This is a genomic window from Serratia nematodiphila DZ0503SBS1, from assembly GCF_000738675.1.
Classification (GTDB): Bacteria; Pseudomonadota; Gammaproteobacteria; order Enterobacterales; family Enterobacteriaceae; genus Serratia; species Serratia nematodiphila.
Map to the genome: position 1 here is coordinate 41,445 of NZ_JPUX01000002.1, position 19,789 is coordinate 61,233.

A 19,789-nucleotide genomic window follows, 5' to 3' on the forward strand; every position below is an offset into this window, starting at 1 on the left:
CCTTCCCCCACCCGCAGCCGCGTGGCCGCAGGCGGGGATGGGCGCCTTATTTCAGATCGGCGTTATCAAAGTTGAACGAGGTATCCGGCATCACGTAGAAACCGCTCAGCTGTTTGCTGTTGGCCGACAGCAAGCGTTCGGTCGCCAGGAAGATCCAGGGCGCGTCGGCCCAGATGCGATCCTGCGCGTCCTGATACAGTTTCTGCTTCTCGGCGCGATCGGTGGTTGCCAGCGCGTCGGTCAGATCCTTGTCCACCTGCGGATTGCTGTAGAACGCGGTGTTGAACTGCTTCGGCGGCGCCGCCTGGGTGGAGAACAGCGGCGACAGCGCCCAGTCCGCTTCCCCGGTCGAGGCCGACCAGCCGGTGTAGAACAGCCGCACGCCGGTGTCTTTCACCCCGACGCTCTCCACCTGCGCCGCGCGCTGCCCGGCATCCATCGCCGTCACCGTCACTTTCACCCCCACCTGCGCCAGCTGCTGTTGGGTGAACTGCAGCACCTTCTGCGCGGTGCTGTGGTTGTGGGACGACCACAGCGTGGTGGTGAAGCCGTTCGGGTAACCGGCCTCTTTCAACAGCTCGCGCGCCTTGGCCGGATCGTACGGCCACGGCTTATAGCGCGCGGCGAAATCGATCGCCGGCGGCACCGGCCCTTCCGCCGGCACCGCGTAACCGGCAAACGCCACCTTGATCAGCGCGTCCTTGTTAATCGCGTAGTTCAGCGCCTGGCGCACCTTCGGGTTGTCGAACGGCTTTTGGGTAACGTTCATGCTGATGTAACGCTGCAGGATCGACGGCGCGGCCACCACGTCCAGCTTGGCGTTGCCTTCCAGCACTTTGGCCTGCTCGTAAGGGATCGGGAAGGCGAAGGTCGCCTCGCCGGTCTGCAGCATCGCCGCGCGGGTGTTGTTATCCACCACCGGGCGCCAGGTGATGCTGTCGAGCTTCGGCAGCCCCGGCTGCCAGTAGCCGTCGAACTTCTTCACCTTGACGAAATCGGTCTGGTTCCAGGTCACGAACTGATACGGCCCGGTGCCGACCGGATGGAAACCGATCTCCTTGCCGTATTGCTTCAGCGCCGCCGGGGAGATGATCGCCGCCGCCGGGTGCGCCAGATTGTTGACGAACGCCGAGAACGGCGCCTTCAGCACGATTTTCACCGTATTGGCGTCCACCGCTTCGGTTTTGTCGATCATCTTGAACAGGTTGTAGCGCTTGAGGTGGCTGTCCGGGTTGCTGGCGCGGTCGAGGTTGACCTTCACCGCCTCGGCGTTGAACGCGGTGCCGTCGTGGAATTTAATGCCCTGGCGCAGTTTGACGGTATAGGTCAAGCCGTCTTTGCTGACCTCATAGCTGTCCGCCAGCACGTTCACCAGCTTCATGTCCTTGTCGAAGCCGAACAGCCCCTGATAGAAAGACTTGGCCACCGCCTGCGACAGCGTGTCGTTGGCGTCGTAGGGATCGAGGGTGGTGAAGTTGGACGCCACGGCGATCACCGCGTCCTTCGCCGCCCAGACCGGGCCGGTTCCCGCCGCCAGCAGTACGGCGGCCAACAGCGCATTGCGTTTGAATGTGTGCTTCATGTCGCTTGTCTCTCCTGAGGTGTTTAAAAAGCACCGGCGATCGGGTGGCGGGCGACAAAGTGTCCGGCGCCAACCTGCACCAGCGGTGCGGTAACGGGTTCATCGCCCAGCGCGCGCACCGGGCTCGGGATCTCATCGGCCGGCAGCGGCTGCCGTTTGTGGGCGTGAGCGGGATCGGCCACCGGCACCGCCGCCATCAGCTTGCGGGTGTAGGGGTGCTGCGGGTTGTCGAACACCGCCTGCCGCGGGCCGATTTCCACGATCTGCCCGAGGTACATCACCGCCACCCGGTGGCTGATGCGCTCCACCACCGCCATGTCGTGTGAAATGAACAGAAAAGCGATGCCGAACTCGCGCTGCAGATCGAGCAGCAGATTGACGATCTGCGCCTGAATCGACACGTCCAGCGCCGAAACCGCCTCGTCGGCGATCACCACTTTCGGGTTCAACGCCAACGCGCGTGCGATGCAGATACGCTGGCGCTGGCCGCCGGAAAATTCGTGCGGGTAGCGGCGCGCGTGTTCCGGCAACAGGCCGACGCGTTCCAACAGCCAGGCCACCCGCCTTTCCGCCTCCCGGCCGCGCATCACGTTGTGCACCAGCAGCGGCTCCATGATGGAAAAACCGACCGTCAGGCGCGGATCGAGCGAGGCGTAAGGATCTTGAAAGATGAACTGAATATCGCGCCGCAGGTGCTGCAGCGCCGGCCCCTTCAACCGATCGATTCGCCGCCCGACGAAGGTGATGGTGCCGCTCTGGCTGTCCACCAGTTTCAGCAAAGAACGCCCGGTGGTGGACTTGCCGCAGCCGGACTCGCCCACCAGCCCCAGCGTCTCGCCGGGGTAAAGATCGAAACTGACGTTTTCCACCGCGTGCACCCGGCGAGTGACCCGATTGAACAGCCCGCCGCGCAGATCAAAACGCGTGACCAGATGCTCCACCCGCAGGATCGGCGCGGCGTCTGGCGGCACGGTATCCTGCGGCGCGGCATCGCCCTCGCCATCCGGCAGCGGAAACTTCGCCGGCAGCGGCCGATCGGCCATCGCCCCCAGCTTCGGCACCGCCGCCAGCAGCGCCCGGGTATAGGCCTGTTGCGGTGCGGCGAACAGCTCGCGCACCCGATTTTGTTCCACCTGCTCACCGCGGCGCATCACCAACACCCGATCGGCGATCTCCGCCACCACGCCCATGTCGTGAGTGATGAAGATCACCCCCATCTGCATCTCCTGTTGCAGCACGCGGATCAGCTGCAGGATCTGCGCCTGAATGGTGACGTCGAGGGCGGTGGTGGGCTCATCGGCGATCAACAGCGCCGGCTTGCAGGAGAGCGCCATGGCGATCATCACCCGCTGGCGCATACCGCCGGAAAGCTGATGCGGGTAGCGCCCCAACACCTCTTTAGCCTCCGGAATACGCACCAGATCGAGCATGCGCAGCGCCTCCTGGCGCGCGCTGCGGTGGTCCATGCCCTGATGCAAACGCAGCGATTCGGCGATCTGCTCGCCGACTGGAAATACCGGGTTGAGCGAGGTCATCGGCTCCTGGAAGATCATTGCCATGTCGGCGCCACGCACCGTGCGTAGCGTGTGCTGCGAGGCGCGCGCCAGATCGAGCAACGCGCCGTCGCGCCGGCGCAGCGTCATGGCGCCGCCGACGATGCGCCCGCCGCCCTGCTCCACCAGACGCATCAGCCCCAGTGAAGTGACCGATTTGCCGGAGCCGGACTCGCCGACGATCGCCAGCGTCTCGCCGCGATCGAGATCGAACGACAGGTTGCGCACCGCTTCTACGGCGCCGTCCGCTTGAGGAAAGCTGATGCTCAGATCGCGCACCGTCAGCACCCGCTGCGGCGGCAATGGCAGCCCGTCGCCGGCGGGCCGGAATGAAACGTCGGTCATACACCCTCCCGGTGAACGCTTAGCGATAAATCCCGACGGACGGCGCATCGCCGACATAGCCAAAACCGCGGTACATCCCCTCGCTGTTGAACGGCAGCGCGATATTGCCGTGGCGATCGACGGCGATCATGCCGCCGCTGCCGCCCAGCGCCGGCAACTTCTCCATCACCACCCGATCGCTGGCCTCTTGCAGGCTGAGCCCGCCGTATTCGATCAGGGCGGAGACGTCATAGGCCGCCACGCCGCGCAAGAAGATTTCGCCGGTGCCGGTGCTGGAGACCGCCACGGTGGCGTTATTGGCATAGCAACCGGCGCCGATGATCGGCGTGTCGCCCACCCGCCCGGCCTGCTTGTTGGTCATGCCGCCGGTGGAAGTGGCGGCGGCGAGGTTGCCCAGCGCATCCAGCGCCACCGCGCCGACGGTGCCGAATTTGCGATCGGGATCGAGCGGATCGGCGGCCTGCGCCGCGCCGTCGTGATCGAGCAATACCCGCCCCTGCTCCGCCTGGGCGCGGTGCAACTGATCAAAGCGTTCCTGAGTAAAGAAGAAGTCGGGGGCGACCATTTCCAAGCCGTGGGCGGCGGCAAACTTCTCGGCGCCTTCGGCGGTAAACAGCACGTGTTCGCTGTTTTCCAGCACCGCGCGCGCCGCCAGCACCGGGTTGCGGATGCGGCTGACGCCGGCGACGGCGCCGGCATCACAGGTGCGGCCGTCCATCACGCAGGCATCCAGCTCGTGGGTGCCCTGATGGGTAAACACCGAGCCTTTACCGGCGTTGAACAGCGGGCACTCTTCGAGCAGCCGCACCGCTTCGGTCACCGCGTCCAGCGCGCTGCCGCCCTGTGCCAATATCGCCTGCCCGGCGGCCACGATCTCGGACAGCGCCTGGATATACTGCCGTTCTTTTTCCGCACTCAGCGCCGCCCGGGTAATTGCGCCCGCGCCGCCATGAATGGCAATCACTGGTTTGCTCATTTGCCTGACACCCTGTGTTAATCCCGCCGTTGCGCAGCGAATAAGCTGAGCGCGGTATCATTATTATTCAGTCTTTTTCGACTCTATTTAGTCCTACAGTGGAAGTACAGCATAACGTCCACGTCCCGCTTTTAGCGTAGCGCGCTTAGACCATTTCGCACCTTGAAATAGCTTATTGGAATAAAAACAGCAGGTTATAAAAAGCGGCAAACCGCTGACAGTGCGGCTGGGATTATTGGTAATTTCGCGAGAGGAAATAGCGGCATGGCGTAATGAAATAAACGTTCGCGCTGAGTCACGCTTATTGTGGCGCCCGGCCTGCTGTTTTTTCCCCGGCCGGGCGCAGATGATCCGACGATTAAAAACCCGAGCCGGGCTGCCGTAAAAAGGCCTCTTCTTCCGGCGTGCTGATGCGCCCCAATATTGCGTTGCGATGCGGGTAGCGGCCGAAACGATCGATGATCGCCTTATGCCGTAGCTCGAACTCCAGCTGGTCGCCGTTATTAAGCTCGGTATATAACACCAGCGCCTGCTGGTGGATCAGCGGCGATTCCGAATGCATGAACGGCAGATAAAGGAAGCCGCGCTGCTCACGGCTCAGCCGTTCGCACTCGCCGCTGCGGATCGCCTCCTGCGCCAGGACCAGCGCCATGCCGTCGCAGGCGAACGACTGCGGCGTGCCGCGAAACAGGTTGCGGCTGAACTGATCGAGCACGATCACCTCCGCCAGGCGCCCTTCGATGGTGTCGCGCCAGTGCGCCAGTTCCCCCGCCGCCGCCGCCCGCCAGATTTCGCCGAAGCGGCTATGCAGCAGACGATCGAAATCATCGTCCTTTTTGAACCACATCACCGGTTCGATCTCGTCGAACCAGAACTCGATAACCTGTTTATGCATCATGATCCTCCTCTGTTTTACGCAGTTTATACCCGTTCGCGCTTCCGGCGCAGTGCGAAAGATGGCGGGCATAACCCGTTCTCCCCCCCGGCGTTCTCTGCCATAATAGCCGCACTTTGTCGCTATCATTGCGCACCCTGATTACGGAGTTCCCCTTATGGATCATTGCCATACTTCCGATCTCATCTCCCTGGAGCAAGCGCTGGAAAAAATGCTCGGGCAGATCGCACCGCTGCAACAAACCGAATCCGTCGCGCTGACCGCCGCCGCCGGCCGCATCACCGCCGCGCCGGTGGTCTCACCGCTCGACGTGCCGCCATTCGCCAACTCGGCGATGGACGGTTATGCGGTACGCCTCGCCGATCTGGCGGCCAATGCGCCATTGCCGATCGCCGGGAAAGCCTTCGCCGGCGCGCCGTTCGACGGCCAATGGCCAGCCAACAGCTGCGTGCGCATCATGACCGGCGCGCCGATCCCGGCCGGGGCGGAAGCGGTTGTCATGCAAGAGCAGGCCGAAGTGAGCGACCAGGGCGTGCGTTTTACCGCCCCGGTAGAAGCCGGCCAGAATATCCGTCTGGCGGGTGAAGACATTCGCCAAGGCGCCAGCGTGTTGCCGGCCGGCGTGAGGCTGGGCGCCGCGCAGCTGCCGCTGCTGGCTTCGCTCGGGGTCGCCGAAGTGCAGGTGATGCGTAAGCTGAAGGTCGCGGTGTTCTCCACCGGCGACGAACTGCAGCCGGTCGGCCAGCCGCTGCAGGCAGGCCAGATCTACGACACCAATCGTTTCGCGGTGCGCCTGATGCTGGAGCAGCTGGGCTGTGACGTGCTCGATCTCGGCATTATCCGCGACGATCGCGATGCGCTGCGCGCCGCCTTCGAACAAGCGGATAGCCAGGCCGATGTGGTGATCAGCAGCGGCGGCGTCTCGGTCGGCGAAGCCGACTACACCAAACAGATGCTCGACGAACTGGGCCAGGTCAGCTTCTGGAAGCTGGCGATCAAACCCGGCAAACCGTTCGCCTTCGGCAAACTGGGCCACGCCTGGTTCTGCGGCCTGCCGGGCAACCCGGTTTCCGCCGCCCTGACCTTCTACCAGCTGGTGCAACCGCTGCTGGCGAAGCTGGCCGGCCACAGCGACTGGCGCCTGCCGCCGCGCCTGCGCGCGCGGGCGCTGACGCCGCTGAAGAAATCGCCGGGGCGCCTCGATTTTCAGCGCGGCGTGTTCAGCAGCAACGCCGCGGGCGAACTGGAGGTCAGCACCACCGGCCACCAGGGCTCGCACGTCTTCAGCTCCTACAGCCAGGGCAACTGTTTCATCGTGCTGGAGCGCGAACGCGGTTCGGTGGCGGCGGGTGAAACGGTGGAGATCGAGCCGTTCAACGCCCTGCTGAGGAGCTGAACATGTTGCCGGAATTGACCGACGCCGAAGCGCTGCGCTACAACCGCCAGATCGTCCTGCGCGGCTTTGACTTCGACGGCCAGGAGAAGCTGAAGGCCGCCCGCGTGCTGATCGCCGGGCTGGGCGGGCTGGGCTGCGCCGCCGCGCCTTATCTGGCGGCGGCCGGCGTCGGCCATCTGGTGCTGGTGGATTTCGACACCGTCTCGCTCTCCAATCTGCAGCGCCAGATCCTGCACCGCGACGATCGCATCGGCCAGAGCAAAGTCGCCTCCGCCAGACAGGAGCTGAGCGCCATCAATCCGCATATCCGCATCGATGCCATCGACGGTCGTCTGGAAGATGACGCGGTCGCGGCAGAGATCGCCGCCTGCGATCTGGTGCTGGACTGCACCGACAACGTGGCGGCGCGCGACGCCCTGAACCGCCTGTGCCACGCACAGCGCAAACCGCTGGTTTCCGGCGCGGCGATCCGCATGGAAGGCCAGCTCAGCGTGTTCACCTATCAGCCGGGCGAGCCCTGCTACCGCTGCCTGAGCCGGCTGTTCGGCGACAGCGCCCTCACCTGCGTCGAAGCGGGCGTGATGGCGCCGCTGGTCGGCACTATCGGCACCCTGCAGGCGATGGAAGCCATCAAGCTGCTAGCCGAGTATGGTCAGCCATTGCGCGGCAAGCTGTTGATGTTCGATGCGATGAGCCTGCAGTTCCGCGAGATGAAACTACCGAAGGATCCGCACTGCGAGGTGTGCGGCGGGGAATGACGGATAAAAAAAGGGCGGGATAATTCCCGCCCTGATGCGTTGCCGCGAGGGTTACACGATACCCTGGCTGCGCAGATAGTCTTCGTAGTTGCCGGTAAAGTCGATCACCTTGTTCGGGGTGATTTCCAGAATGCGCGTCGCCAGCGAGCTGACGAACTCACGGTCGTGGGAGACGAAGATCAGCGTGCCTTCGTACATCTCCAGCGCCATGTTCAGCGATTCGATGGATTCCATATCCAGGTGGTTGGTCGGTTCGTCCATCACCAGAATATTCGGGCGTTGCATCATCAGCTTGCCGAACAGCATGCGGCCCTTCTCGCCACCGGACAGCACCTTCACTTTCTTCTTGATGTCGTCCTGGCTGAACAGCAGACGGCCCAGCACGCTGCGCACCGCCTGCTCGTCGTCTTTTTCCTGCTTCCACTGGCTCATCCAGTCGAACACGCTCAGGGTGTCGTCGAACTCGTATTCGTGATCCTGCGCGTAGTAACCGATACGGGCATTTTCTGACCACTTGACGGTGCCGCTGTCCGGCTGCGCGTCGCCCACCAGCGTTTTCAGCAGGGTGGTTTTACCGATGCCGTTGGCGCCCAGCACCGCGACCTTCTCGCCCACTTCCACCATCAGGTTCAGCTTGCTGAACAGCGGGCCCTCATCGAAGCCCTTGGTGAGCGCTTCCACTTCCAGCGCGTTACGGAACAGCTTCTTATCCTGTTCGAAACGGATGAACGGGTTCTGGCGGCTGGAGGCTTTCACCTCTTCCAGCTGGATCTTGTCGATCTGGCGGGCACGTGAGGTGGCCTGCTTGGATTTGGAGGCGTTGGCGCTGAAGCGGCTGACGAACGATTGCAGCTCATTGATCTGCGCCTTCTTCTTGGCGTTGTCCGCCAGCAGACGCTCGCGCGCCTGGGTGGCGGCGGTCATGTATTCGTCGTAGTTACCCGGGTAAACGCGCAGTTCGCCGTAGTCCAGATCCGCCATGTGGGTGCAGACCATGTTCAGGAAGTGACGGTCGTGCGAGATGATGATCATGGTGCTGTTGCGCTCGTTGAGCACGTTTTCCAGCCAGCGAATGGTGTCGATGTCCAGGTTGTTGGTCGGTTCGTCGAGCAGCAGGATTTCCGGATCGGAGAACAGCGCCTGCGCCAGCAACACGCGCAGCTTCCAGCCCGGCGCGATTTCGCTCATCGGACCGTAGTGCTGCTCAACCGGAATACCCACGCCGAGCAACAGTTCGCCGGCGCGCGCTTCGGCGCTGTAGCCGTCCATTTCGCCGTAGGCCACTTCCAGATCGGCCACTTTATAGCCGTCTTCTTCGCTCATCTCCGCCAAGGCGTAGATGCGGTCGCGCTCTTCCTTCACCGCCCACAGTTCGGTGTGGCCCATGATCACGGTGTCCAGCACGCTGTACTGCTCGAAGGCGAACTGATCCTGACGCAGTTTACCCAGGCGTTCGTTCGGATCGAGGAACACGTTGCCGCCGCTCGGTGCCAGATCGCCGCCGAGGATTTTCATAAAGGTGGACTTGCCGCAGCCGTTGGCGCCAATCAGGCCGTAACGGTTGCCGCCGCCGAATTTGACAGAGATGTTTTCAAACAACGGCTTGCTGCCGAACTGCATGGTGATGTTGTTAGTGCTTAACACAGCGCTCGCTCTTTATACATAGGGAATGTGATTTGGCGCGCATTATGCCACAACGGGGTACAGAGATCGCGGGAAGTTTCGGTGACATTTTGAGCGCCTGCGGCATCCTATCCTTTTCGCAGGCGGCATAGTTGAATTAACGCGGCGGGAACTTCGCGGCAATCATCGCCGCCGTCGGCTTCACACCGCCCAGGCTCCATTGTTCGGGCGCATGTTCATCGATTCTGACCCAAACCGACTGCCTGAACGCCGGATCGCCTCGCCCTTCTATCTCCACCAACAGATCGGTAATGCGGGACAGCAATTCGCTTTTTTGCCGTTCATCCAGCATGCCTTTCACCGTTTGCACATTAACAAATGGCATTATACTCTCCTTGAATATAGATAAGTCTAAAAACAAGACTTAGACTAGCGAAGGAAAATGCCCATGTCAAAATCTCCCGATCTCCCTACCGTTTCTCTTGCCCTGTGCGGGCTGGCGCAGGCCGCGGACCTGCTTGGCGATCGCTGGACGTTACTGATCCTGCGCGAATCATTCTACGGCGTTCGCCGTTTTGAAGAGCTGCGCGAGAATATCGGCGCTTCGCGCCAGGCGTTGAGCAACCGTCTGAATGCCATGGTAGAACAAGAACTGTTGGCCAAACGCGCTTACCGGGAGCCGGGCGAGCGTGAGCGACATGAATATGTCTTGACGGACAAGGGACGCAGCCTGGGGCCCATCCTGGTTGCGCTGATGGCATGGGGCCACCGGCATATTCTGCATGACACCCCCCACGTTCAACTGGTGGATAAACACAGCGGGCTGCCGGTGCAGCTGGCATTTATCGATGCGCAGGCCCGCGTAGTGCCTGAAGACGCGCTGCAAATGTCGGCCATTGAGCTCCCTCCGGCCTGACTTACCCATTCTGGTCTACGCTTGATACCAGACTGATTTAGGACAAGGATGCTGCACCATGCCACACCTCTATAACACCGCGCTGCTGATCGGCGCTGCGCTGAGTGCCATCGCCGCCCTGCTGCATATTTGGGTGATCGCCGCCGGGCCGCGCGGCTATCGGCTGTGCGGCGCCGGCGATCGCTTCATTAAGGCGGCGGAAGCGGGTAAAAAGTTCCCGGCCGTCGTCACCGCCGGCATCGCGCTGGTGCTGTTTATTTGGGCGCTGTATGCGCTATCCGGCGCGGGCCTGATCGCGCCGCTGCCGCTTCTGCGGCCCGCGCTGTTTATCATCACCTTTATCTACCTGCTGCGCGGCGTCGCCGGCCCTTTCGCCCTGCGCGATACCGGCCGCAGCCAACGCTTCATCGTCGTCAGCTCGCTGATTTGCCTCGGTTTCGGACTGGTGCATCTGCTGGGGATGATGCAGCGCTGGGGGGCGTTGGCGTAACGCCCTGTTGCTGCAATACGGCAATAAACGCCTGCGCTGCGGCGCTGCGGTAAGCGCCTTGGCGCTGCAGCAACACCGCCTGCCGGGCCGGCATGGCGTTGACCAGCGCCACCTTTTTCAACTGCCGGTTCTCACGCGCAATGGCGGCCGGCAACAGCGTGGCGAGCTGCCCCCGCCGCACGATCTCGACGATGGCACCCAGCGCATTGGCTTCCACCGCCACCAGCGGCCGGAAACCGAGCTGCGTGCAGTAGCGATCGATAAACTGGCGCGTGGCAAAATCGCCGCTCAGCAAGGCCAGCGGCAGATGTCGCCACTCCGCCAGCGTCAGCGGCCGACGCCGCGCAGCCAGGGGATGATCGGCGCCGACCATCAGCTCCAGCGTCTCGCTGAACAACGGCGTGGCTTCCACCTCCGCCGACTGCGCCATCTCGAAGGCAATCCCCAGATCCAACCTATCCTGCGCCAGCAACACCTCGATCCGCTCTTGCGCCATCTCCTCAATGCTCAGCGTAATCCCCGGATAGCGGCGGTAGAACGCATCGATCGCCGGCCCCACCAGATAGGCGGTGAACGTCGGCGTCATCGCCAGCCGCAGATGGCCGCGCGCCAGCGTCGCCACGTCATGGATCGCCCGCGCGCCGGCGTCCAGATCCTGCAGCGCCAGCCGCGCATAGCGCATCCAGGCCTCACCGGCGTCGGTCAGCTGCACCCTTCTGCCGCTGCGATCGAACAGCGGCGCTCCCAGCGCATCCTCCAGCTGTTTGATCTGCTGCGACAAGGTCGGTTGCGAGACGTGCAGCGCTTCAGCGGCGCGGGTGAAATTGCCCTGTTCGGCCACGGCCAGAAAATAACGGATATGTCGCAGCAGCATAGCGCCCCAACTATTAGTAATACCTATAGCCATCATTATAAATGGGTCTTAGACCCTATAGCCAGAAGCGTTCATCATGCCGTCATCGCTTACCCCCCCAGGGAGAAAAACAATGAAAGAGGTGATTGAGGGTTTCCTGAAGTTCCAGCGCGAAGCCTTTGTTGAACGCACGGCGCTGTTTCAGCGGCTGGCGACCCGCCAAAATCCGCGCACCCTGTTTATCTCGTGTTCCGACAGCCGCCTGGTGCCGGAGCTGGTCACCCAGCGCGAGCCGGGCGATCTGTTCGTGATCCGCAATGCCGGTAACATCGTGCCTTCTTTCGGCCCCGAACCCGGCGGGGTGACCGCCTCGGTCGAGTACGCGGTCGCCGCGCTGGGCGTGGAAGATATCGTGATCTGCGGCCATTCCGACTGCGGCGCGATGACCGCCATCGCCACCTGTCAGTGTCTGGATCACCTGCCGACGGTCGCCGGCTGGCTGCGTTACGCCGATTCCGCCAAGGCGGTCAATCAGGCTTATCCGCATGTCTCCGACGAGGCCCGGGTCGCGTCGATGGTGCGCGAGAACGTCATCGCCCAACTCAACAACATCAAAACGCACCCTTCCGTCGCCCTGGCGCTGGATCAGGGCCGCCTGACGCTGCACGGCTGGGTCTATGACATCGCCAGCGGCGCTATCGAGGCGCTGGACGGCGAAACCCGCCGCTTCGTGCCGCTCGCCACCCATTCCGAGGTGACCGCCACCCCGGCGATCGCCCGTTTTTAAGCCAACAAAAGGAGCCAATATGACACACTCTCTGCATAACGCCGCCCCGCGCGAAGCGCTCACCGACACCATCATGGCCGCCAAGATCCGCCTTAATCTGACGTTCGAAGCGCTGGCCGAGGGCACCGGCTTCAGCCTGGCGTTTGTCACCGCCGCTCTGCTGGGGCAGCATGCGCTGCCGGAACCGGCAGCGCGCACCGTGGCGGCCAAGCTGGGGCTGGATGAAGAAGCGGTGCAGCTGCTGCAAACCATCCCGCTGCGCGGCAGCATTCCCGGCGGCGTGCCGACCGACCCGACCATTTATCGTTTCTATGAAATGCTGCAGGTCTACGGCTCCACGCTGAAAGCGCTGGTGCACGAGCAGTTTGGCGACGGCATCATCAGCGCCATCAACTTCAAGCTGGATATCAAGAAGGTCGCCGATCCGGACGGCGGCGAACGCGCGGTGATCACCCTGGACGGCAAATACCTGCCGACCAAGCCTTTCTGATTGGCCTTTCGCCGGCGGCCCGCGTCGCCGGCAAATTGACAGCCAACCGGCCATTGACTACATTAACTGCGCTTAAACGCCGTCCTGGCGTTTTTCACTGCCCGAGGCCTGTATGTTGGAGATTGTAACCACCCGATAGTCGCTTCCTTGCCGCATGGCGAGGGACTCTGACGTATCCGACGCGCGTTTGCGCGGGGATGCGCGTATCTGGGGTTATTACAGGATCTCCCAACATGAACATTTCCAAAGCGGAACAACGCGTGCTGCACGTGTTGGCCAAAGGCGGCTATATCGCCTTCACCCGCAACGACGCCGGTCGCGTCACCCACGTCGAATGCTACACCCGCGAAGGGCTCGGCCTGGCCGACTGCTCGCTGGCCGTTTTCACCAAGCTCAAAACCAAACGCCTGATCCTCTCTCGCCTGGGGCGCCCTTATCGCGTCACCTTCACCGGGCTCAAGGCCGTGCGTGCGCAGCTGGATAACCGTTAATCATCGATACCGGCCGGGCAGCCAGCCCGGTCGGCTCAGCCTTATTGAATCAGGATACAACCATGAACATCACGTTACGCCACGAAACGCCGGCCGACGTCGGCGCCATCGCCACCCTGACCGCCGCCGCATTCCTGCACGCCGAACACAGCAGCCACACCGAGCAGTTTATCGTCAATGCGCTACGCGCGGCGGGAGCCCTCACCCTGTCGCTGGTCGCCGAACGCAATGGCACACCGATCGGGCACGCGTCCGTCTCACCGGTCGTGCTCAGCAACGGCGCCGTCGGTTGGTACGGGCTGGCGCCGGTATCGGTGCTGCCGGCCTGTCAGAACCAGGGGATCGGCAGCCGCCTGATCCGCCAACTGCTGGCCGAGCTGCAGGAACGCGGCGCCGCAGGCTGCGTAGTGCTGGGCGAGCCGAACTATTACGGCCGTTTCGGCTTCCAGGCGCAGACCGCGCTGACCCTGCCGGGCGTACCGCAAGCCTACTTCCGCGCCATCGCCTTCCAGGGCGTTCTGCCGTGCGCGGAAGTCGCATTCCACGCTGCGTTTAACGCCAAAGCGTAACCCTGTTGCCGGCGCCGTCATGGCGCCGGTTTTCAGTCCCGTTCGCCATAACGCAAGACGGTCATCCCTTCTTCTTCCGCCGGGAAAAAAGTACTGTGCCAGGCGCTCAAACTCCGTTTCGCTCAGTGCAAACGGGTTGCAGGATGGGTTTGCATAACGTTCTCCGGTCGTTGCCGGAGGGGGATAAAAAAACCCGCCTGCCGGCGGGTTTTTATTGGCGACACACGCGCTACCCCACCCTTTGGAGAAGGGTGATAATAATTAGCGCGAATGAGCGGTAGGATTTTTTCATAGTTAATGAATATGACAACCGTACGCCGTTGTCAATTCGCCGTCATCAATCCCTGTTCTCGCACAAACTCGGTGAATAAACTCACTTTCTGCTGCACATGCCGGCGCGTCGGGTAAACCGCGAAGACCTGATGCACGTCGGCAATCTGTTCAGGGAACAGCCGCACCAGCCTGCCGGCGGCGATCTCGGGATCCGCCACGAACGACGGCAGCGAACCGATGCCCAATCCCGCCACCAACATATCCCGCAGCATCAGGCTGTTGTTGGCGATCAACCGGGGAGTGAACGCCACGCTCAGGCTCTCCTCGCCGGCGGTGAACTGCCACTGCCCCGGCCTTTCCGCCAGGGAATAGGCCAGACAGCTGTGTCGCTGTAATTCATTCGGCGTTTGCGGCATGCCGTGCTGCGCCAAATAGCCGGGCGCGGCGCAAATTCGCTGGTGCACTTCACCCAGCGCCCGGGCGCTGAGGGAAGAGTCCGGCAGCCGTCGGCGAATGCGCAAGGAAATATCGAAACCAGCCGCCACTACGTCCAATACCCTGTCGTCCAGCGTCAGTTCCACCTGCAACTGCGGGTAACGTTGCATAAACAGCGGCAACAGCGGCGACAGCACCGTCAGGCCGAATGAGAGCGGCGCATTGACCCGCAGCGTGCCGGAGACCTGCTGCGCGCTGGCGGCAACCGTCTGTTCCAGCGCGTCGAACTCGCCGAGCAACCGACAGGCTTCCTGGTAATAGATCTGCCCGGCTTCGGTCAGGCTCATGCTGCGGGTGGTGCGCACGAGCAACAGCGTCCCCAACCGGCTTTCCAACTGCTTAATCTGCTTGCTCAACGCCGCCGGGGTGATCGCCAGATCCTCCGCCGCCTTATAGAAACTGTTGCGCTCAACCACGCGGCGAAAGGCGCGCATCGTCAGTAGCACGTCCATATTATGTCCTGATAGTTAATTATAAATTCAATAAAACACAGATTATTAACCCCAACAACCTAAGTAGACTTTATCCAACCGCTTCCCTGAGTGGTAAGTGAATTTAATCTACTGATAATCATGGAATTAATAATGAAAAAGACCCTGTTCGCCCTGATGCTCGGCCTGAGCGCCGCCACCGCCACCGCCCCCGTCGCCGCGCTGGCGCAATCCCCCGCCGCCGATAGCCGCCAGGCGGGTTATGTGCAGCCGCTGACCGCCGACAACAGCCTGTTGCTGTTGGTCGATCTGCAGGACATGTTCGGCATGACCATTTCCTCTATCGATCAAACCAATCTGGTGAATAACGCCGCCGGCATCGCCAAGGCCGCCAAAGTGTTCAACGTGCCGACCATTCTGGCCTCGGCCAACGCCAAAAGCTTCGCCGGGCCGGTATTCCAGCAGGTGACGCAGGCACGCCCGGACCTGCAGGTGTACGACCGCACCGCCATCAACGTCTGGCAGGATCGGCGCGTGGTGGATCTGATCAAACAATCCGGCCGCAAGAAAATCATCATCGGCGGGCTGTGGACCGCCAGTTGCGTGATGTTGCCGGCGCTGTCCGCCCTGGGCGAGGGGTATGAGGTTTATATCCTGTCGGACGTCACCGGCGACATTACGCCAGACAGCCAAAACAACGCCATGCAGCGTCTGGTTCAGGCGGGCGCCACGCCCATCAACTGGGTAGCGTTGATGCTGGAATGGCAGCAGGACTGGAGCCGTAAAGCCACGGCGGGGGGCGTATTGCAGATCGCTCGCGACCACGGCGCCGCCTGGGGGATGGGCGCCAGCTACGCCGGGGCGATGAAGGTGGGCAGCGAGGCGAAATAGCGGGTGAAAGCCCGCCAGCGGCGGGCTTTTTCTCAGGTACGGTGATAACAACGGCTATCCTGCGGCGCCTGGTCGCGACTTTCCAGCCCGTAGTCCCGCACCACCTCCGCCACCCGCAGGCGATACTGCGCCAGCACCTCGCCACGGCCGCGCGCCTGCGCCGCCCGGTGCTGCTCGAGATTGCGCCACTGCTGCACCGCCGCCTCGTCGCGCCAGAAGGAGAGCGACAGCAGGCGCGCAGGATCGGCCAGGCTTTGAAAGCGCTCGATGGAAATGAATCCGTCGATCTGCGCCAGCAGCGGCTTCAGCTCCGCCGCCAACGTCAGATAGGTATCGCGCTGCCCGTCGGCAGCCTGCAGTTCAAAAATCACGGCAATCATCCTCGTCTCCTCTCAACGGTAAAATTCCGGCACGCGCGCATTGAGCGAACGGCGCCACTGCACCGATTTCAGCGCCCGCTCATCAATATCCAGCGGACACGGGCGCACAGCACCAGAATGCGATAGCCACAGGCTAGCGATGGACGCGCCGTCATACTTCGTCTAACCTCGAAGTATGCATAACATCGAGATAGAAGATCGTTTAGCGGCGCTGAGCGCCGCCATCGCCGACCGCACCCGGGCGCGCATGCTGTGCCTGTTGATGGACGGGCGCGCCTACACCGCCACCGAGCTCAGCGCGGCGGTCGAGGTCGCCCCGTCTACCGCCAGCGCACACCTGGCGAAGCTGCTGGAGCAGCGGCTGATTGCCTGCGTCAAACAGGGGCGCTATCGCTATTTTCGGCTGGCCGGGCAACCGGTGGCCGCAGCGCTGGAGGGTCTGATGGCGCTGGCGGGCGTGCCGCGCCCGTCGGTGAAAAGCAGCACGCCCACCTCGCTGCAATATGCCCGCACCTGTTACGACCATATGGCGGGCGAGGTGGCGGTGAAGCTGCACGATCGGCTGCATGCGCTGAACTGGCTGACCGGCGAAGAAGACTACCGGTTAAGCGACGTCGGTCAGGCCGCGCTGGCGCGGCTGGGCGTCGATTGCTCCCCCGCTCCCACCCGCCGCCGCTTCGCCTGCGGCTGCCTGGACTGGAGCGAACGCCGCTCTCACCTCGGTGGCGCGCTGGGCGCCGCGCTGTTAGCCGCCTTTATCCAACGCGGCTGGATCGTCCGCCGGCTCGACAGCCGCGAACTGCAGCTGCCCCCCGCCGGTAAAAAAGCGCTGGCCGCACATTTTGACCTCACGGTGTAACCCGGCGGCGGGGTAGTTTTACTGCAATACTCAAGGGGTACGCTTAAGCGACCCCGCCAACCCGAGGAGTTTCCATGCTCGATTCCACCCAATTCCCGATCGTCAAACGCTGGCCGGCTCAGCACCCGGAACGGCTGCAGCTCTACTCTCTGCCGACGCCGAACGGCGTCAAAGTGTCCATCATGCTGGAAGAGATCGGCCTGCCTTATGAAGCGCACCTGATCGACATCGGCAACAACGAGACCTGGACGCCGGAATTCCTGGCGCTGAACCCGAACGGCAAGATCCCGGCGATCATCGATCCCGACGGCCCCGGCGGCCGGCCGCTGCCGCTGTTCGAATCCGGCGCCATTCTGCTCTACCTGGCGGAAAAGAGCGGGCGTTTCTTGCCGCAGGATCCGGCGCAGCGTTACGAAACCATTCAGTGGGTGTTCTTCCAGATGGCCGCCGTCGGCCCAATGTTCGGCCAGCTCGGTTTCTTCCACAAATTCGCCGGGCGCGAATATGAAGACAAGCGGCCGCTGGAGCGTTACAAGAATGAATCGAAACGCCTGCTCGGCGTATTGGAAACGCGCCTTGACGGCCGCGACTGGATCATGGGCGCGGACTACACCATCGCCGATATCTCGCTGCTGGGCTGGGTGCGTAACCTGATCGGCTTCTATGAGGCGCGCGAGCTGGTGGCGTTCGACAGTTTCCCGCGCGTCGCGCAGTGGCTGGAGCGCGGTTTGGCGCGGCCGGCGGTGCAGCGCGGGCTGGCTATCCCGGCGCGCGCGGCCTGATCGTCAAACGGGATGGCCGCCGGGCCGTCCCGTCTTTCATTGTCATAAAATTGTCATCCCTCTGCTCTACTCTCCTTTCGTAACAATTTGATGTTATTTACATTGTTGTATTACGACAAGGAGCTTACCCCATGCAACCTGCTGTATCTCTGATCGCCGGCGCCGTGCTGTCCGCCCTGCTCTGTTCCTCCGCCATCGCGGCGGAAACCTCGGCCAATGCCGATGGCCTGACCGAGCGCGCCGCGCGCGGCAACCTCGCCGAACCGGGCGGCGCCCGTCGTCTGGCCGGCGATCAGACCGCCGCGCTGAAGGCGTCGCTGTCGGACAAAACGGCGAAAAACGTGATCCTGCTGATCGGCGACGGCATGGGGGATTCCGAGATCACCGCCGCGCGCAACTACGCTGAAGGCGCAGGCGGTTACTTCAAGGGCATCGACGCTCTGCCGCTGACCGGGCAATACACCCACTACTCGCTGGACAAGAAAACCCACAAGCCGGATTACGTGACCGATTCCGCCGCCTCCGCCACCGCCTGGGCCACCGGGGTGAAAACCTATAACGGCGCGCTCGGCGTGGACGTGAACGGCAAAGATCAGCCGACGCTGCTGGAGATCGCCAAGGCGGCCGGCAAGGCCACCGGCAACGTCTCCACCGCCGAGTTGCAAGACGCTACGCCGGCGGCGCTGGTGTCGCACGTCACCTCGCGCAAATGCTACGGCCCGGAGGAAACCAGCGAGAAATGCGCCGCTAACGCGCTGGAAAACGGTGGCCGCGGCTCCATCACCGAGCAGTTGCTGAAAACCCGCGCCGACGTCACGCTGGGCGGCGGCGCAAAGTCCTTCAACCAGCTGGCGAAAAGCGGCGAATGGCAAGGAAAATCGCTGAAAGATCAGGCGGCAGCGCAGGGTTACCAGTGGGTGAGCAACGCGGATGAGCTGCAGGCCGTTACGCTGGCCAACCAGCAAAAACCGCTGCTGGGTCTGTTCGCCGACGGCAACATGCCGGTGCGCTGGCTGGGGCCGAAAGCCAGCTATCACGGCAACCTCGACAAGCCGGCGGTAACCTGCGAAAACAACCCGGCGCGCACCGCGGCCACGCCAACGCTGGCGGCGATGACCGAAAAAGCGATCGCGCTGTTGAAAGATAACCCGAACGGCTTCTTCCTGCAGGTAGAGGGCGCGTCGATCGATAAGCAGGATCACGCCGCTAACCCGTGCGGGCAGATTGGTGAAACCGTCGATCTGGACGAAGCGGTGCAAAAAGCGCTGGCCTTCGCCCGCGCCGACGGCAACACGCTGGTGATCGTCACCGCCGACCATGCGCACGCCAGCCAGATCGTCGCCGCCGACGCCAAAGCGCCGGGCCTGACCCAGATGCTGACCACCAAAGACGGCGCGCCGATGACCCTCAGCTACGGCAACTCGGAAGAAGAGTCGCAGGGGCACACTGGCACCCAATTGCGCGTCGCGGCCTACGGCCCGCACGCCGCCAACGTGGTGGGATTGACCGATCAGACCGATCTGTTCTTCACCATGCGCGATGCGATGGGCATCAAATAACCGCCTTCTGCACGATGGCCGCCCGCAACGGCGGCCATTTATTATTGGTTACCGATAGGTATTTGCAATTTAACCGCAATTATTGTGTGATAACGAAATAACGTTTAATTGCGCACAATTAACCCCCGAAAATAACGCGGTTATACAGCATCTCCTCCCTCTTTGTTTATTACTGCGACAACAACCGGCCTATTTTTGCTTATATTCATTTTTTTTAGTTACAAAAGTAGTTTTTAACATTCTCGCAAACAATAATACCCCGCCAGTAACGTGAACCGATCAATTTGCACCCGGACGGCCTGCAATAGTTCACTTTTCGTTAAAAACCCTATTAACAAAAAGGCATTATTGCTGCCTATCGGCTCACGCCGGGCGGTCGGCTTCATTATTTCCAG

Annotated in this window: 21 protein-coding genes; 12 read left to right on the forward strand and 9 right to left on the reverse strand. The window is 62.4% G+C overall.

Annotation, left to right across the window (positions count from 1 at the left end):
* Positions 1-46: 46 nt before the first annotated feature.
* From gsiB to JL05_RS20780, 4 genes are all read right to left on the reverse strand, one after another.
* Complete coding sequence (gene gsiB, locus JL05_RS20765; protein WP_004938996.1) at positions 47-1,582, reverse strand: glutathione ABC transporter substrate-binding protein GsiB; 1,536 nt, start codon at positions 1,580-1,582, stop codon at positions 47-49.
* A gap of 23 nt (positions 1,583-1,605) precedes the next feature.
* Positions 1,606-3,480, reverse strand: coding sequence for a dipeptide ABC transporter ATP-binding protein (locus tag JL05_RS20770; protein WP_033633718.1), 1,875 nt, complete (start codon positions 3,478-3,480; stop codon positions 1,606-1,608).
* Between the two features lie 19 nt (positions 3,481-3,499).
* The gene (locus tag JL05_RS20775) at positions 3,500-4,456 is read right to left on the reverse strand and encodes an isoaspartyl peptidase/L-asparaginase family protein (protein ID WP_033633719.1); all 957 of its coding nucleotides are present in this window, start codon (positions 4,454-4,456) and stop codon (positions 3,500-3,502) included.
* Between the two features lie 358 nt (positions 4,457-4,814).
* Positions 4,815-5,351 carry a DUF924 family protein gene (locus JL05_RS20780; protein WP_004938999.1) on the reverse strand — a complete coding sequence of 179 codons (537 nt, stop codon included), beginning with the start codon at positions 5,349-5,351 and terminating at the stop codon, positions 4,815-4,817.
* 157 nt (positions 5,352-5,508) lie between these two features.
* On the opposite strand from JL05_RS20780, the gene moeA reads away from it, so the two are divergent.
* Positions 5,509-6,747 (forward strand): molybdopterin molybdotransferase MoeA, encoded by a 1,239-nt coding sequence (moeA, locus tag JL05_RS20785; RefSeq protein WP_021504288.1) that lies wholly within the window; start codon positions 5,509-5,511, stop codon positions 6,745-6,747.
* Positions 6,748-6,749: 2 nt separating this feature from the next.
* A complete protein-coding gene (moeB, locus tag JL05_RS20790) occupies positions 6,750-7,505 on the forward strand; it encodes a molybdopterin-synthase adenylyltransferase MoeB (RefSeq protein ID WP_021504287.1) in 756 nt (251 codons plus the stop codon).
* A 51-nt stretch (positions 7,506-7,556) separates the two neighbouring features.
* On the opposite strand, the gene JL05_RS20795 is transcribed toward moeB, so the two are convergent.
* Complete coding sequence (locus JL05_RS20795; protein ID WP_004939011.1) at positions 7,557-9,149, reverse strand: ABC-F family ATPase; 1,593 nt, start codon at positions 9,147-9,149, stop codon at positions 7,557-7,559.
* A 136-nt stretch (positions 9,150-9,285) separates the two neighbouring features.
* Entirely contained in the window at positions 9,286-9,513 is a 228-nt protein-coding gene (locus tag JL05_RS20800) for a tautomerase family protein (protein ID WP_015377198.1), read from the reverse strand.
* Between the two features lie 63 nt (positions 9,514-9,576).
* Here JL05_RS20800 and JL05_RS20805 point away from each other — a divergent pair, with 63 nt between their 5' ends.
* A complete protein-coding gene (locus JL05_RS20805) occupies positions 9,577-10,044 on the forward strand; it encodes a winged helix-turn-helix transcriptional regulator (protein WP_033633721.1) in 468 nt (155 codons plus the stop codon).
* 58 nt (positions 10,045-10,102) lie between these two features.
* On the forward strand, positions 10,103-10,534 hold the full coding sequence (locus tag JL05_RS20810; protein ID WP_033633722.1) for a hypothetical protein: 432 nt from the start codon (positions 10,103-10,105) through the stop codon (positions 10,532-10,534).
* Here the strand turns inward: JL05_RS20810 and cynR are convergent.
* Entirely contained in the window at positions 10,458-11,408 is a 951-nt protein-coding gene (gene cynR, locus JL05_RS20815) for a transcriptional regulator CynR (protein WP_033633723.1), read from the reverse strand. The genes JL05_RS20810 and cynR overlap by 77 nt on opposite strands.
* A 112-nt stretch (positions 11,409-11,520) precedes the next feature.
* Between cynR and JL05_RS20820 the strand changes: the two genes are divergently transcribed.
* The 4 genes from JL05_RS20820 to JL05_RS20835 all read left to right on the forward strand — a co-directional run bounded on the left by JL05_RS20820 (position 11,521) and on the right by JL05_RS20835 (position 13,724).
* Positions 11,521-12,174, forward strand: a complete 654-nt coding sequence (locus JL05_RS20820; protein ID WP_033633724.1) for a carbonic anhydrase — start codon at positions 11,521-11,523, stop codon at positions 12,172-12,174.
* A gap of 19 nt (positions 12,175-12,193) precedes the next feature.
* On the forward strand, positions 12,194-12,664 hold the full coding sequence (gene cynS, locus JL05_RS20825; protein WP_033633725.1) for a cyanase: 471 nt from the start codon (positions 12,194-12,196) through the stop codon (positions 12,662-12,664).
* Positions 12,665-12,897: 233 nt separating this feature from the next.
* Positions 12,898-13,155 carry a YjhX family toxin gene (locus JL05_RS20830; protein ID WP_033633726.1) on the forward strand — a complete coding sequence of 86 codons (258 nt, stop codon included), beginning with the start codon at positions 12,898-12,900 and terminating at the stop codon, positions 13,153-13,155.
* Between the two features lie 62 nt (positions 13,156-13,217).
* Positions 13,218-13,724: a GNAT family N-acetyltransferase gene (locus JL05_RS20835; protein WP_033633727.1), complete on the forward strand. Its 507-nt coding sequence runs from the start codon at positions 13,218-13,220 to the stop codon at positions 13,722-13,724.
* A gap of 323 nt (positions 13,725-14,047) precedes the next feature.
* Here JL05_RS20835 and JL05_RS20840 read toward each other — a convergent pair whose 3' ends face one another.
* On the reverse strand, positions 14,048-14,944 hold the full coding sequence (locus tag JL05_RS20840) for a LysR family transcriptional regulator (RefSeq protein ID WP_033633728.1): 897 nt from the start codon (positions 14,942-14,944) through the stop codon (positions 14,048-14,050).
* 132 nt (positions 14,945-15,076) lie between these two features.
* Here JL05_RS20840 and JL05_RS20845 point away from each other — a divergent pair, with 132 nt between their 5' ends.
* Complete coding sequence (locus tag JL05_RS20845; RefSeq protein WP_033633729.1) at positions 15,077-15,814, forward strand: isochorismatase family protein; 738 nt, start codon at positions 15,077-15,079, stop codon at positions 15,812-15,814.
* A 32-nt stretch (positions 15,815-15,846) separates the two neighbouring features.
* Here JL05_RS20845 and JL05_RS20850 read toward each other — a convergent pair whose 3' ends face one another.
* A complete protein-coding gene (locus JL05_RS20850) occupies positions 15,847-16,194 on the reverse strand; it encodes an antibiotic biosynthesis monooxygenase family protein (RefSeq protein WP_033633730.1) in 348 nt (115 codons plus the stop codon).
* Positions 16,195-16,369: 175 nt separating this feature from the next.
* On the opposite strand from JL05_RS20850, the gene JL05_RS20855 reads away from it, so the two are divergent.
* The 3 genes from JL05_RS20855 (at position 16,370) to phoA (ending at position 19,394) form a co-directional block, all read left to right on the forward strand.
* Entirely contained in the window at positions 16,370-17,053 is a 684-nt protein-coding gene (locus JL05_RS20855) for an ArsR/SmtB family transcription factor (RefSeq protein WP_033633731.1), read from the forward strand.
* Between the two features lie 74 nt (positions 17,054-17,127).
* Positions 17,128-17,835: a glutathione S-transferase N-terminal domain-containing protein gene (locus JL05_RS20860; protein ID WP_033633732.1), complete on the forward strand. Its 708-nt coding sequence runs from the start codon at positions 17,128-17,130 to the stop codon at positions 17,833-17,835.
* A 131-nt stretch (positions 17,836-17,966) separates the two neighbouring features.
* Complete coding sequence (gene phoA / locus JL05_RS20865) at positions 17,967-19,394, forward strand: alkaline phosphatase (protein ID WP_033633733.1); 1,428 nt, start codon at positions 17,967-17,969, stop codon at positions 19,392-19,394.
* Positions 19,395-19,789 lie beyond the last annotated feature (395 nt).